9 protein-coding genes are annotated in these 14,628 nt (G+C 69.4%); 3 read left to right on the plus strand and 6 right to left on the minus strand.

Annotation, left to right across the window (positions count from 1 at the left end):
* The first annotated feature begins 192 nt into the window (after positions 1-192).
* Positions 193-2,055: an alpha/beta fold hydrolase gene (locus tag AC3CH1_RS02285; protein WP_488461288.1), complete on the plus strand. Its 1,863-nt coding sequence runs from the start codon at positions 193-195 to the stop codon at positions 2,053-2,055.
* A 467-nt stretch (positions 2,056-2,522) separates the two neighbouring features.
* Here AC3CH1_RS02285 and AC3CH1_RS02290 read toward each other — a convergent pair whose 3' ends face one another.
* From AC3CH1_RS02290 to AC3CH1_RS02300, 3 genes are all read right to left on the minus strand, one after another.
* Entirely contained in the window at positions 2,523-2,696 is a 174-nt protein-coding gene (locus AC3CH1_RS02290; protein WP_265603028.1) for a hypothetical protein, read from the minus strand.
* A 1,573-nt stretch (positions 2,697-4,269) separates the two neighbouring features.
* Positions 4,270-6,018: a S8 family peptidase gene (locus AC3CH1_RS02295; protein ID WP_488461289.1), complete on the minus strand. Its 1,749-nt coding sequence runs from the start codon at positions 6,016-6,018 to the stop codon at positions 4,270-4,272.
* A 2,046-nt stretch (positions 6,019-8,064) separates the two neighbouring features.
* Positions 8,065-9,030 carry a pirin family protein gene (locus AC3CH1_RS02300; protein WP_488461290.1) on the minus strand — a complete coding sequence of 322 codons (966 nt, stop codon included), beginning with the start codon at positions 9,028-9,030 and terminating at the stop codon, positions 8,065-8,067.
* A gap of 147 nt (positions 9,031-9,177) precedes the next feature.
* Here AC3CH1_RS02300 and AC3CH1_RS02305 point away from each other — a divergent pair, with 147 nt between their 5' ends.
* The gene (locus AC3CH1_RS02305) at positions 9,178-9,543 is read left to right on the plus strand and encodes a tetratricopeptide repeat protein (RefSeq protein WP_488461291.1); all 366 of its coding nucleotides are present in this window, start codon (positions 9,178-9,180) and stop codon (positions 9,541-9,543) included.
* 109 nt (positions 9,544-9,652) lie between these two features.
* On the plus strand, positions 9,653-10,315 hold the full coding sequence (locus AC3CH1_RS02310) for a hypothetical protein (protein WP_488461292.1): 663 nt from the start codon (positions 9,653-9,655) through the stop codon (positions 10,313-10,315).
* Positions 10,316-10,503: 188 nt separating this feature from the next.
* On the opposite strand, the gene AC3CH1_RS02315 is transcribed toward AC3CH1_RS02310, so the two are convergent.
* The 3 genes from AC3CH1_RS02315 to AC3CH1_RS02325 form a co-directional block, all read right to left on the minus strand.
* Positions 10,504-11,226, minus strand: a complete 723-nt coding sequence (locus tag AC3CH1_RS02315; RefSeq protein ID WP_488461293.1) for a 4'-phosphopantetheinyl transferase family protein — start codon at positions 11,224-11,226, stop codon at positions 10,504-10,506.
* 40 nt (positions 11,227-11,266) lie between these two features.
* Positions 11,267-12,250 carry a metallophosphoesterase family protein gene (locus tag AC3CH1_RS02320; RefSeq protein ID WP_488461294.1) on the minus strand — a complete coding sequence of 328 codons (984 nt, stop codon included), beginning with the start codon at positions 12,248-12,250 and terminating at the stop codon, positions 11,267-11,269.
* Positions 12,251-12,404: 154 nt separating this feature from the next.
* Positions 12,405-14,618 carry a PI-PLC domain-containing protein gene (locus tag AC3CH1_RS02325; RefSeq protein ID WP_488461295.1) on the minus strand — a complete coding sequence of 738 codons (2,214 nt, stop codon included), beginning with the start codon at positions 14,616-14,618 and terminating at the stop codon, positions 12,405-12,407.
* Positions 14,619-14,628 lie beyond the last annotated feature (10 nt).

Consider the following 14,628-nt stretch of genomic DNA (forward strand, 5'->3'; position numbering starts at 1 on the left):
AGACAGGTGGCACCAGGCGTCTGGTAGAGCGCCCCGCCGTCAGTCCCATCGCGTCACTTGCCGGCAATGCGACGCGGCCCGGTCCGGCCCGGCCGCATACCGTGCGCCAATCTCCCTCCGGCTCTCCCACGCACGGCACACCCCCTGGGTCATCGCCCCAACAGGCGACACCACCGAGAGGAAGGACCCCACATGTCCATCCCTGCCAGCCATCACCGATCCCGGCGCAAACTCCAGGTCCTCGCGGCTGCCCTGCTCGCCGGAGCTCTGGTCGCCACACCGCTGGCCATCGCCGACAGCTCCACAGCAGCCCCCCGAATTCCGGCGAAGTCCACGGCCGAGCCGGACACCGAGCGTCTCGCAGGTGACCTCGTCGACCAACCGCTCGACTGGACAAAGGACTGCCCCTACGGCAGCGATGCCGCCAAGGCGGCAGCCAAGAAGGCGGACGCCTTAGCAGGGGCGGAGACAGGCACCGCCGGGAAACGCACGTCGAGTCATCCGGCCAAGACCGCCGGGAAGTCAGCCGAGCTCCCTCGCGGCGTCTTGTGCGCCACGATCGACGTGCCGCGCGACTGGCACAACCCGGACGACGGCAACACCATCGAGGTGACCCTGGAACTGGCTCGGAGGAAGACGTCCGAACCCGGCCATCAGGGAATCGCCCTGGTGAACCCGGGAGGTCCTGGCAGCCGGGGCCTGGGCTCAGGAACCATACTGGCCCTCGCCGACGACGCTCTCTGGGACAAGATCGACTTCGTCAGCTTCGACCCCCGCGGCGTCGGGGCCAGCACCCCGCTGAACTGCACCTACACCGTGCCCGACGAATGGGACGACGACGAGGTTACGCGTCGACGGTACGAGGCGTGCCAGAAGAATCCGCTGACCAAGTACATCACCACCGAGCAGACCGCCTACGACATGGACTTCATCCGGGTCCTGCTCGGACAGCCCAGGACGAGCTACGTCGGCTACTCGTACGGCACCTGGCTCGGTGCCTGGTACGCCGCCACCTTCCCGAGCAAGACACACCGCGTACTGCTCGACTCCGCCACGGACACAACGTCCGGCTCGCTCCAGCGAACCTGGGACCTTCAGCCGATCGCACGCGAACGGCAGTTCCAGGACGCGCTGCTTCCCTACATCGCGCGCCACGACGACGTCTACGGGCTGGGCACGGACCCCGCCGTCATCCGCGAGAAGTGGGAGGCGGGTGGGGGAAGCAAGACCTTCGAGGGCCAGTTCTCCATGGCCTTCTTCATCATCCCCGCCACCTACGACACCAGCCTGTACCCGTCAGCCGCCAAGGCCATCGTAGAAGTCGCCAAGGAGGGCTTGAAGGGGCCGGGCAGCACCGCGACGAAGATGGAGAAGCTGACCCAGCGGATTCTCTCCGGGGCAGGACTTGACGCCGATCAGCGTGCTTTCGTCAAGGGAGCGAGGACCGAGGCTCTGGCAGCTCTTAAGAAGCGGCAGGCCCAGGCCGGCACCACCGAGACGTTCAACGGCACATTCGACGCCATCCGCTGCCAGGACGGCCAGTGGAACCAGGACCCCGCCCATTGGGAGGAGTGGAAGCAGCACCTGGAGCGTGAGGCATCGTCGATGGCGCCGTTTTACCACACCCCGATGTGCTCATTGTGGAAAACGAACCACCGAATGCCTGAGCCTGATCCGGCCACCTTTCCCAAAGCGCTCATAGCCCAGTCCGAGCTGGACGGCGCGACGGCCTACGAGGGCGCACTCGCCACGGCCCAGAAGCTGCCCGGCGTAAAGGTGATCAGCGTCGACAACGAGGGTAGCCACGGAATGTTCCCGTACGGCACACCGTGCGTCGACGATCCGATCAAGAAGTATCTGCTGACCGGCGAACAGCCCGCCCGGCGCTTCAACGTGTGTCAGGCGGCGCCCTTGCCGGACGAAACAGAGGTCTACGAAGTCGGAGACCCCCTGGTCCCGAGTGGGAAGGTGAAGCGCCCGGAAGTGACCGAGGAGATGAAGATGCTCCGCAACATGCTGCGTGAGGTCAACTCGCCCCACCAGCAGCTGCGGTAGCGGGACCGTTCCGCCGTCATTCGCACGTCCTGCTGGTGCACTGCGGGGTCCCGGCCACTGCCGGGCCCCGCAAGTCGGTTCTCCGGGACGGTCAGCGTGATCGGATCGGGGCTGCGGACGGGGTGGTATGCGTCATCGGGCCATTCGGGGCTGCTTCGGTGGCGGGGGCGATCAGGAAGGCCAGGGCAAGCATGGCGAAGGAATGTGCCCTTGCCAAGAGGTCCAGTTGCAACCTGGTGACCCCGCGAGCCGGATAGTTTCGGGCCACATGCCGCAGCTGTACGTTCGCTGCAGCCAGAGCGGCGAGGCCGGCAGCAGGCCCAGGACCTCGTCTCGGGTGAGGTGGTCGTGCGGGCCGACACGTTCCCCGTCCGCTTTGAGATCATGCGCGATGAACAACGGCTTCGCCGGTGCGGGGCTGGTTCCCGCCCGGCGGACGGAGTTGGCTCGGCGGCTTCCTTGTCGCGTCACGCCTGGCCACCCCCGAACAGCACGGCCAGGTCGCTTGCCTCGTAACCGGTCGCGACGGCGGTCGGCACGGGGCGCTCCGCGCGTTCCTCACGGTCGGCGAGGTACTCCTGAACTCGGGCGATGATCTGCTCATCCTTCTCGACGAGATACACGTCGGCGGTGGTGCTCAAGGCGGTTGGGAGTTGTGGTGCCCGCAGGGACGACGATCGCCGTGCCGCCGCCGGGCCGAAACTCCAGCGCCCCGTTGATAATGCTGCCGTTCTCCGTGGTCACCACGGTCATGGAGATGCCCAGGCGCTCCTCGAACACGGCGACCAGGACCCCGAGCGGGTCGGTAGGGTCCAGAGGCGGGATCCGGAGATCCCGGACCGTAGCCTGCACCCGCTTCACGAGCTTTCGATGAGTGTTCCACCACACCGCCGACAACTCATCCGTCTCGCCCACCGTCCGGCCCGGCGGCCGCAGCGTCCCTGCTGAGATCACGCAGCACTGAACTCGTGGGCGGGACCGTCGCGCCACTCCCCCTCCACTGCGGGTCGTGATCGCTGTAGACGGTGCCGAGGATCGCGCCCCTGCCTCTGCCGTGCACGGTGACCCGCCGACCACCTGAGACAGAGGGCCGGTGCACGACGATCGGCACACGGGGCACGCCTCCAGCCTGGCCCGGTCCAGTACGGCACGCGAGTCGGACCAGGCGGTGAAGCAGCCGCCCGCCCGGCGGGTGCGCAGCGCCCAGCCCGCCCCGCGCGGCCCACGGGGGGGGGTGCCTCAACCGGTCAAAGTGGCCTGGTGGAAGTACATTCGCCAGCCCGTCGCTGTCAGACGCCACAGAGAGCTCCGCCACGCCCTGCGGCCCTGGTTGTCGGCGAAGTACCTCAGATGAACGACACCCTGAGCGAGGGCGATGCCAGTCATCTCGCTGACCTTGACCGGGGACTCCGGGGGCACCGAGTCTCCGCTCGTCACGGTGAGGCCCACCGGCGCCCAGAAGCCCCGAACTCGATGAACTCCGGATCCAGAAGCTCCAGGCCCCGATCGGGTTCATCGACCGGGACTATGCGCTGGTCGCGGTGACGCTGCCGGATATCCAGTCGTGTGAGGCGTGCCGGCCGGATGCAGGGCTCGGCCAGGAGTAGGAGCCGCTGCACCGTGGAGATGTTCGCGCCGAGCGAGCCGCAGGGTGCCGAGGCCGGGGCGACCCCACCGACCCCGGCCGTTGGTCCTGGTGGCTCAACGGACACCGTGCCTTCGGCAAACCCGTCCTGCTCGGCTTCAACGCCTGCCGCCCCCCTACGACCACGCATATCTCACCGACCAGCAAGTCGTCGACAGCGCCATGGACGCACTGCGCCACATGCACAAGTGACGCTCAACTCTCGCGTGCGCCGGTCCAGCAGCCAGTACGTGACAACGATCGGCGGCTTCTTCGAGCAGACATCCCGCTGCTCCGAAGGGAGCGCTCCTTCATCCGCAGCAGGTGGAGCTGCCTGTCATGGCGGGGCGCCCGGGGGCCCCGCGAGGGTGCTTCTCCCGCCGGCCGCCGCGAGTCGTGTCGCAGGCTGGAGGCGACAGCGAACCCCGACTACAAAATCAGCTTCCCCGTGCACTGCGTGGCGGGAGCGGGGGCGAGTGGGATGTCAGCTTCTTTGAGGAGGGTCCGTGATCTGTGAGGCGTGTGCGACCGCTGATCGGAGCCGGGCCCCGTGGGGGGCCCGGCTCCGTGGTGCGAACCGCCGGTGGGTGTTAGAGGGTCAGGTTCCAGGCGTTGATGGTTCCGTCCAGGAGGTGGGCTTTGTCCTGGACGCGCAGGGTCCAGGTGCCGTTGGCCTTCTCGGTGGCAGCGTTGACGGTGTAGGTGGTCTTGATGTTGTCGGTGCCGTCGCTGCTGGAGAAGGGCTTGAGGTTGTGGACGGTGCCGCTGGGGGCGATGAGGTCGACGACGAGGTCACCGCGCCACGTGTGGGCGATGTCGACGGCGACCTCTAGGTCGGCGGGGGCGTTGCCGGTCCGGCCGGTGACGGTGATGGCGGAGGTCACCGCGGCGCCGTTGTCGGGGATGGCGACGCGGGTGTTGTTGGTGTGGGTGGCGGGGGTGGTCGGGGTGGTGCCGGTGCCGGTGACGGCCGCGAGGGTCTTGGTGGCGTCGGCGATGCCGGTGCCGCATCCGCCGGTGCAGGTGCCGGGGAGCGGGCGGGCGTTGTCCTTGATGGCCTGCTCGATCTGGGCAGGGGTGAGGCTGGGCTTGGCGGCCTTCATCTGGGCGGCGAGGCCGGCGACGTGCGGGGCGGCCATGCTGGTGCCCATCATCGGCTTGTACGCCTCGGTGGTGGCGGTGGTCTCGCCGGCGTTGACCGTGGACCAGATGCCGTTCTCGGGGGTGGTCACCGAGCCAGGCGGGTCGGTCTCCCGGCGCACTTCGCCGCCGGGGGCGGAGACGTCGACCTTGTTACCGAAGTTGGAGTAGAACGCGCGGTCGCCCCCGCGGTCGGTCGCGGCGACGGTGATGACGTTGTCACAGTTGGCCGGAGTGTGCTGGGCGGCGTCTTGCTTGCTGTTGCCCGCGGCGACCACGATGGTCGCCCCCTTGGCGACTGCACGGTTGATGGCTTGCTGGTAGTACCCCGGGCACGCCGACTTGCCGCCCAGGCTCATGTTGATGACCTCGGCCGGGTTGGGGTTGTCGGGGGTGTTTTTCAGGGGCACGCCTGCCGCCCAGAGGATTCCGGCGGAGATGTCGAGGGCGCTGCCGGAGCCGCACTTGCCGAGCGCACGCACAGGCGTGATCGTCGAGTCGTAGGCGATGCCCGCGACGCCCTTGCTGTTGTTCGTGACGGCGGCGATGGTGCCGGCCACGTGTGTGCCATGCCACGAGGACTTCTTGGGCTCGCCGCGACATTCTTCCGCGGATCCCCAGGTGCCCTCGTCGCTGGGATCGGCGTCGTCGCCGTCACCGTCCCGGGCCATATCCGTGAGCCCGATGAAGTCGAAGCCGCCTTCCACGTTCGCGTCGAGGTCGCTGTGCTTGACGTAGCCGGAGTCGATGACCGCGACGTTGACGCCCTTGCCGGTGCTCTTTGCCCAGGAAGCGGGGACGTTCATGCCACCGGTGGGCTCGGACAGGTCCCACTGCTTGGTGTAATCGGTGTCGTTGGGGTCCGATCCTTCCTCGGCCATCGAGTGCATGATGAGGTCGGGCTCGGCGGTCACGACGTTCGGGTCGGCGCGGAACTCCGCGAGGATGTCGGCTACTTCGTCCTTGGACTGCATGCCGCCGAGGTCGAAAACGGCCTCGCCGGTGGGCATACGGCTCTCGAAACGCAGGGACTGACCGGCGTCCTCGGCCTTGTCGGCGGCATCCGTCGCGGCGGCCTTGTCAGAGCGCGCCTCGACGGCCGCGGCCTTGTAGGTGACGGCGATCCGTTCGGTGGCCACGGCTGCCGGCGTGTCCGTCACCGCGGCAGGCTTGGCCGGTGCGGCGTTCGCGATGCTCATGGGAGCCACGGCCGCCGTCATGAGCAGAGTGGTGCTGGCAGCGGCCACGGTTATGGCTCTGCGCGTAAGACCTCGCAAGGGAAAGCCTCCTGAACGGGACGGCTGCACCAAGGCATGGTGAAACCGCCGAATGAGGGGGGTAGGCCAGCATGTGCGGGACATGCCATGCGAGAGGTTATGAAGACGACCTGGACGTGACAACGGATCGAACACAACGGGCAAGTACGCGTTTTTCGACTTTCACAGTTGAAGCGGGGAACCGTCGTCTCATGGACGCACCCCCGTGCAGCAAGCACGGGGGTGCTGGAACGGCCGGCCGGACGCGCTCAGCTGGCCCCGTCGTCAGTCCGGCCACTCCCAGGCGATGCCGTGGAGTCCGGCAGGTGTCCCGCTGGTCAGCCTGTGCACGGAGTGCGACGCATCCAGGGTGACCCGTTCGGTGCGGGTCTCCTGGGGAGCCATATGCAGGAAGGTATGAAGCTCTGCTCTCCCGGACGACCTCGCCGGCGTGGTCCTACTCAGCGATCCGCCCGCGGGTGTTCGCAGCTCCTAATCAACGGCCGAGTCGTCGTGAGACACCGGGCGGCCAGGTTAGGGGAACCATCGAGGGCAACCGCATGAAAGCCGTACCCGGTGTCTCTGGGCCTCTGGACCTTACGACGGCCCGGCCAACCCTCGAACAAGATAGGACCGCATGACGGACATCACCGCCGCGGTCCCCGGCCCCGGAGGGGCAGCGTTGAAAAGGTTCATTCATGCAATGCTGCTGCATTTGTTTGTACCGAAATTTCGACGCATATCAACGGGTTGACCATGCGATGCTCACCCGACAGTCTCCATCCACGGACGCTACACCCAAAGAAGGGGAATCAAATGCTCAGCACTTCCCGATCCCGTTTCGCGGCGGCGGTAGCCGTGGCCGCGGCAACAGTCTTTATGACCTCCGGAGCCGCACCGGCCGCGGAGCGAGCGTCAGTGGGCGTTCAGGCCGTTCACTGTCCGGTCTTTTGGGAGGAGGGCGTGAGCTACGCGCCCGGCACTATCGTCGGAGGGCCCTACATCGCGGCTCGGGCGCTCAAGTGGACGAACGGGGCGCCCATCGACGACCAAAGTGCCTGGGTGTGGCTCGACTACTGCTCGAACATGCAGCCGGACGGCCCGGGACCCGACCCGGCGCGTTGATCGACCGGTCACGCGGCCCTGGGAAGCCCCCTGATGTCCAGGAGCCTGGACGTCTGCACCATTGGGTGGCGGCAAATGGTAACCGCAGGCCGAGGAGTGTTCATCGCCGAGTCCAAGCCCGACATGGCCCGGTCCGCGGTCAATGCCCTCGCGCGAGGGCATTGACCGCAGGGGCGTCGCGCGACAGCAAAGACGACGTGGTGCTGGATGTGCCGGCCCGTCGCCTAGTGACCATGACATCCGCGCCGATGACGACTGCGGTCGGCGCGGATGTCGGACTGGTCGGCAAAGTGGGGGATCAGGATCGAGAACAGGCAACAGCTGGGTCAGCTGGCCACCACAGTTGACACGGAGTGATCAACGGTCGATTACCACGGGGGGTCGGCTGCGGCGAACAGGAGCGATGCGCCCACAGTGGTTGCCTCGGACCGCGTCTGGAGTGGCGCGGGGGCCGCTCGTTGTTGGGCCCCAGGACAAAAGCGCTGGCTACGGGCGTAGTTGCCGGCCATCGTCCCGCCATTGCCGAGTGCTGGCGGTTGCCTCCCGTTCTCGTCGACATCGAGATCCGGGCGCGGGTGAGTGCCTCCCGAGGGCGTCGACAACCGCTGCCGTGTGACGTCGACAAAGCCACACGGCTTCCGGCATACGGCTACCAGCACCTGACAGGCAATCAGGAAAGTCAGCAAGAGGTCAGCATCGATCCGATTGAACCCTGACACATAAGCTCGAACACGAGACTCGACGTGCCTCCTCTCACATCCAATAGACCCCCGAGCCCCGAGCCCAGGACAGAATGCGGATCGGGGCCCCAGCATGGCGACCGCCAGTGGAAGCACAACCAGCCCGTCTACAGGTTTCCGCAGGTCAGCGTACTCGTCCGCGCGGCTTCAGCGGGGTGGCGGGCAGTTCCGGGGCGGACAGGCGAGCACCGTCGTAACCCCGCACCTCGCCGAACCGCGAGCCCTTCTCCCAGTCGTTCCGCGCCTGTACGATCTCCTCACCGGATCGGGCGATGAAGTTCCAGAACATGACCAGTTCCTCCTCGAACGGCTCGCCGCCCAGGAGCATCAGCCCGGCGTCGGAGACGGCGCGCAGCGGCAGTTCGGTGCGTCCGCAACCGAGGTAGAGCATCGAGCCGGGCAGCACGGGGACGCCGTCGACCTCGGCCTCGCCCGACATGGACAGGACCGCGTACTCGAAGTCGGGGTCCAGGGGCAGGCGGGCCTCGGCGCCGCCGGCCAGGGTCACGTCGGCGCCGACGATCGGGGTGTACGCGGTACCGGGCGAGGCCGCACCGTCCAGTTCGCCCAGGATGACGGTGGCGCTCACGCCGGGAGCGGTGACGACGGGCAGGTCCGTGTGGTGCTGGAAGTGCGGCTCGATGTTGCGGTGCGCTTCCGGGAGGGCCACCCAGAGCTGCGCTCCGTGCAGCAGCCGGGCATGTTCCTTCGGACTCTCCTCGGAGTGGCTGATGGCGCGGCCCGAGGTCATCAGGGCCAGTTCGCGGGGGCGTACCGTCTGCAGGCTGCCGAGACTGTCCCGGTGAAGGACTTCCCCGTCGTGGAGCCAGCTGACGGTCTGGAGGCCCATGTGGGGATGTGGCGGGACCTGCATTCCGGGCTCGTCAGCGATGTCGTCGGGGCCGTAGTGGTCCACGAAGGCCCAGGCGCCCACCATGCGCCGGCCCAGATTGGGCAGCAGACGGCGGACCTCGGTGCCCTCGCCGAGCTGGACGCGGCGGGGGGCGAGAAGCTCACGGACGGGCTCGGCGACGACGAAGCCGCGTCCTCCGCAGACGGAGGGCGTGGCCTGGCGATCGAGATTGCTCATGGCGCTCAACCTATTCCCGTAGGGGCGTGGAGCACCGGGTCCCACGCCAGAATTTTAGTGGAATGTTCAACCATTGTGCGGTGTTGTCATGGCTGAACGTACGGCGGGGCGGCCCGAAGCCGACCCGCACCCCATGAAGGAGGACGCGTGAGCGAGACCGAGACCTACTACGAGTTCGGCACCGCCGCCGACCGGTGGGACCGGGCGCAGATGTTCTTCGAGGCCAAGGAGTACCTGACGGCCGCCCGGATCCTGGGCGGACTCGTCGGGGAAGCGCCGGAGCAGGTCGCGCCGCGACTGCTGCTGGCCCGCTCCTACTACCACTCCGCCCGGCTGGGCAAGGCGGAGCAGGAGCTCCGGGCCGTTCTGGAGCTCGACCCGGTGGAGAACTACGCGCACCTGATGCTGGGCCGGACGCTGGAGCGTCAGGGGCGGACCGCCGACGCTGCGCCGCACCTGCGGATGGCCGCCGCCCTCACCGGAGACTTCGGCCCCGGAGCCACGCGCCCCTGAGCGGCTCCGTGTCTCCGGCCGGGCCCGCACCCCTCGGTGCGGGCCCGGTCTTCTTTACCCACCGGTACGAGCATCGGACAATGGGATCTCCAGGACGAAGGGGTGGAAGATGTACGGATCCAGGAGTGCCGCATTAGGCCGGGCGCGGTCGGCCGCGCTCATCGGGCTGGCGGTGGCGGTCTCGGCCGGCTGCTCCGGGGGCGATGACGGGAAGAGCCGGAAGGCGGCGGCGGAGAACGCTCGCCCGCCGGGAACCCACAGCTGGACCAGCAGACCCTGCGATCTCCTCACGGGCGACGCGCCCGCCGAGGGCTTCACCCTCGGCAGCACCACCGACTCCGCCTCTCCCGACGCCCAGGAGGACATCGGCGAGAACGGCGCGCGGCCGCTCTACCGGACGACCGGCTGCCTCGCGGACCTGAAGGCTCCCGACGGCACGTTCTGGAAGCTCAGCACCAGGGCGTCGGTGTACGAGGCCGCCGAGGCCGCCCGTCACGCGTACCGCGTCAAGGAGGACCTCGACCGTGCCCACGGACGCGGGCCCCAGGAGGTCCACGACGCCGCCTACGCGATACCGGCCGACGACCAGGGGCGCCCCGGCCGCACCCTCCTCCTGTGGAACGGCGACCTCGTGCTCACGGTGTCCGCGTACGGTCCGCACGGGAGCGCGGAGCACGACGTACGGGAAAGCCTCGAACGGATCGTCGGCAACGCGGCACGCCGCACGGAGGACGGTCTCCGCGATCACGACGCCTCCTCCCCCGCACCGTGACGACCTCCGCGTCCGGTCTCCTGCCCTCCGTCCCGGCACCATGACCCCTGACGCCCCGGCGCCCGACTCCTCCGACGACCGCATGGCCCGGCAGCGCCCTGGTTCGGTTCAGCCGTCCGGCCCAGCGTTCGCCGCCCGGTCGAACCACTCCTTCATCAGCGTCCTCGCACAGCCTGGCCGACCGGGCGTCACGCCCCCTCGCTCTCCCGCCAGTCGGGCCGGACCAGCACGGCCGTGGCGACGATGCCGTCCTCGATCCGCCACCGCCCGCGCAGCGTGGTCGGCAGGGCCGGGTCCGTGAGGAGCAGACGCGCGGCGAACGTGCCCTCGGCCGCGGTACCCCCGTGGGGCGTATCGCCCTGGTCGCCTTGATGGCCCGTCTGTTGGAACGTCAGGTCGGCCTCGACGAAGTCGAGTTCGACGCCCGTGACCGGGTACCAGGTTTTGAAGACGCTCTCCTTGGCACTGAACAGGAGACGGTCCCAGTGGATCTCGCTCTCGCCCACCGGCGCGGGCAGACCGATCCGCGCACGTTCGGCGGGCAGGGTCACCAACTCCCGTACACCGGCGGGGAGCGGAGCGTGCGGTTCGGCGTCGATGCCGAGTGCCAGTACGCCCTTCCCGCGGGCCAGCGCGGCCGCCCGGTACCCCTCGCAGTGGGTGAGGCTGCCGACGATTCCCTCGGGCCACAGCGGTCGTCCCCGGTGACCGTGGAGCACGGCCACGGGCGGCAGACCGAGTCCGGCCATGGCGCGCCGGGCACAGGCGCGGGCCGTCGCGAAGTCGTTCCTGCGTTTGGCCACGCTCTTGGCGACCAGCGCCTCCTCCTCCGGAAAGAGGGTCCCGTCGGGGACGGTCTCCGCGCGGGTGGCGGCGCAGGAGACGTCGGCGGGCAACAGTCGGTCGATCACGAGGAGCCTCCCGGGACGTCGGCGGGGAGCAGTCGCGCGATCACGAGGAGCCTCCCGGGGTGCGCGGCTGCGCGGACGGTTCGGTGTCGGCGCCGCGGGCCGGTGGGGCGGGTTGCCCCTCGTAGGGGAGGATCTGCCGCAGCAGGCCTCGCGGGTGTCCCCTCTCGCGCCACTCCCTCGGGTAGCCGATGGAGACCTCCTCGAAGCGCACCCCGTCGTACCAGGTCGTACGGGGGATGTGGAGGTGACCGTAGACGACGGCGGTGACGTTGAAACGACGGTGCCAGTCGGCGGTCAGTTCCGTGCCGCACCACTGGGCGAACTCCGGGTACCACATCACCGACGTGGGTTCCCGGACCAGCGGCCAGTGCCCGGCGAGGACGAGCGGTATCCCGGGGTCGTGTGCCGCGAGCCGGCGACCGGTCTCGGCGACCCGGGCGCGGCACCAGTCGTCCCGCGTCGGGTAGGGGTCCGGGTGCAGGAGGTATTCGTCGTTGCAGACGATGCCGGACTCGTGCGCGACGGCCAGCGACTCCTCCTTCGTGTGTGTTCCCGGGGCGCGGAAGGTGTAGTCGTACAGGAGGAAGAGCGGCGCGATCGCCACCGGCCCGTCCGGGCCCGGCCAGAGGGGGAACGGGTCTTCCGGAGTCGTCACTCCGAGGTCCCGGCACAGCTCGACGAGGTGCTCGTAGCGGGCCTGGCCGCGCAGTTGGACCGGGTCCTTGGCCAGGGTCCACAGCTCGTGGTTGCCGGGGGTCCAGATCACGTGGGCGAAGCGCTCCGCGAGGAGTCCGAGCGTCCACCGGATGTCTTCGGGCGTCTCCGCCACATCGCCGGCGACGATCAGCCAGTCCGCTTCGGACGTCGGGTGCAGGGACTCCACGATGGCCCGGTTGTCGGTCACCGCGGCGTGCAGGTCGCTCACGGCCAGCAGACGGCCCGCGCGCTGCCGTCGGCTCCCGTCGCCGGGGGCGGGAACGGCGGCGGGGGCACCGTGCGGTGCGGGGTCGCTCGGAGGCGTCATGGGCGCTGCTTTCCGCATCTGTCGGCAGTGGTCCGGCTCCGTCCGCACGGTGGGGAGCCGCTGGGAACGTAGCCTCTCACGCTCCCCTCCCGGTTCCTCCGGGTTTCGGATGGCGGGCACGTCGGGCGGGGCGCCTACTCCGATTGACGTTCCGTCAATTGCTGTCCGCTCGACGGGAGTTCAGTTCGTTCACCGCACCGAGCGCGTCGCCGACCGTCGTGTAGTCGACGGCGATGAAGGTGACCGGACCGCCTCGTTCCGCCTCGCAGGCACGGGCCCGCTCCAGGACCCGGTCGCGGGCGTTGACGCGGCCGGCGTCCAGGCGGCTGCCGCCCGCGTTCGTGATGAAGTGGTTGAGCAGGAAGAGCCGTTTCCCGGTGCCGCCCCGGTGGGGTTCGCACGTCATCTCGGAGGGGCTCCGGAAGGCGAACGGGGTCTCCATCCCGTACCGGTAGAAGTTGCGGTACCAGGGCGCCGGGTCGTCGGCCTTCTCGGCGAACACCACCAGTCGGCGGCCGCTGTCGATCATCTCCGCCAGGGTGGGCCACGGGGCGTCGGGATCCGCCGAGGGAGTGTGCAGGAGGTCCTCCAGACCGGCGGCGCGGAACGCCTCCTCGGTGTCCTCGGGGCTGATGTCGTCCTGGACGATGAGCGTCACGATCTCGGTCGGGTGGGCGCGCAGCCAGTCGCCGATGTCCTCCAGGGCCGGAACCAGTTCGACGGCCCCGGCGCGGCAGACACCGTGGCAGAGCCAGAGTCCCTCGCGCGGCGGGTTCGCCCGGTCGATGGCGCTGGTGATCAGGCGCCGTTGCTCGGGGGTGAATTCGGGGGAGTCGAGACGCCCGGCGATGTCCTGCGGGCGCTCCCAGCGGTACGTGTCGAGCTGGAGGGCCCGGACGCCCGTGTTGAGCTGAGTGGTGATGTCGGGGTCCTGGAGAGGGCCGATGAACCGGTCCGCGGTGGTGGACATCGCGTTGTGCGCGGTGAGGTAGGCGGCTTCGTCGTAACGCAGTTCGCACAGGCGGCTGCTGCCCAGGCACTCGCGGGGTGCGGACGGGCCGAACACGGGCGGCACGAGCAGTGCGCCGGCCAGTGCGGCACAGGCCGCGCCCGCCGCCGTCGTCCGCACCGCTGTCGGGGTCGGCATCCGACCCGGGCGCACCAGGAACGCCCAGCCCACGCCCGTGAGGAGCACGCCGCCGACGAGGGCCGTGAGGGCGGCGCTCAGCCCGGTGGCGACCGCCTGGTTCACGGCGTTGCGCTGGAGGTCGTCGACGAGCGCGGCGACGCTCGGGGCCCAGGAGGACGGTGTGGTGAGGAGGCGTCCTCCGGTGATCAGCCGGGCCAGAAGCACGGTCGCGGCGGTCAGGACTCCCGCGCAGGCGAGCGCCTGCCCCAGTCGCATCAGCCGACGGGCCGGGGCGGCGGGACCGGTCAACCAGAGCGTCGCGAACGCGGCCAGGGCGACGGTGAGGGCGAGGACCTGGAGCAGGACCAGGAGCCTGATGGCGGCACGGGCCCGCTCCAGGGCCGTGAGGTCCATCCCGGCGGTGGTCAGCGTGCCGGTGAGGTCCCACGTACCGTCCTGGAGAGTGGTGCGGAGACCGGCGGCGGCGGTCCGTGAGCCTTCGGAGAGCGCGGCGGCCGCGGTGACCGCCAGCGCGGTCGATACGTCTCCCTCCTCCAGCGCCACCTCGATCTCGGGGCGCAGCGCCGCCCGCTCCCCCTCCGGGACCGTCGTGAGGAGGACGTCGGCGGCACGGTCGGCCTGGTCCTCGGTGAGCGGCAGCGTGGGCAGGTCGGGGGCGCGGCCCTCCTTGAGCGCGTCGAGCGCCGTGACGAGGTCGGCGGCGAACCGTTCAAAATCCGGCCGGTCGCTCCCCTGGATACTGGCCACCAGGTCGCCGAAGTAGACGCGTGCGAGGTCGGCGAGGTTCTCCAGCACCGGGGCCAGGTCGACGATCAGCCGGAGCTCGTCACGGTCGCCGCGCAGATAGCCGGTCACCGCCTCGATCTGCTGGTCGGTGAGGGCCCGGACCGTGCCGGGCGGCAGCACGACCTTGATGTTCGACGTCACCAGCGCCTCGGGCACGGGCAGGTGCGCGAGCAGATCGCGGGTGACGGGCGAGATCTCCGGATCGACGAGCACCTCGCTGTAGAGCCGGTCGTAGGCCGACTCCTCGTCCAGCACCGCCTGGTAGAAGCCGGGCGAGGCGACCGTGGACCGGACGGTCGCGGTCAGGGCGACCGTCGTCACGCACAGGACGGCCAGCAGGAAGGCGAGCACCGGCACGAGACGGCCGGGCCGGCGCGGGGGCTCGGGCCCCCATGACGGCCCGAGCGGGTTCGCGGTCGGTTCGGCACTCACTCGCCCAGCC

The organism is Streptomyces sp. MGP-P1 (genome assembly GCF_057766565.1).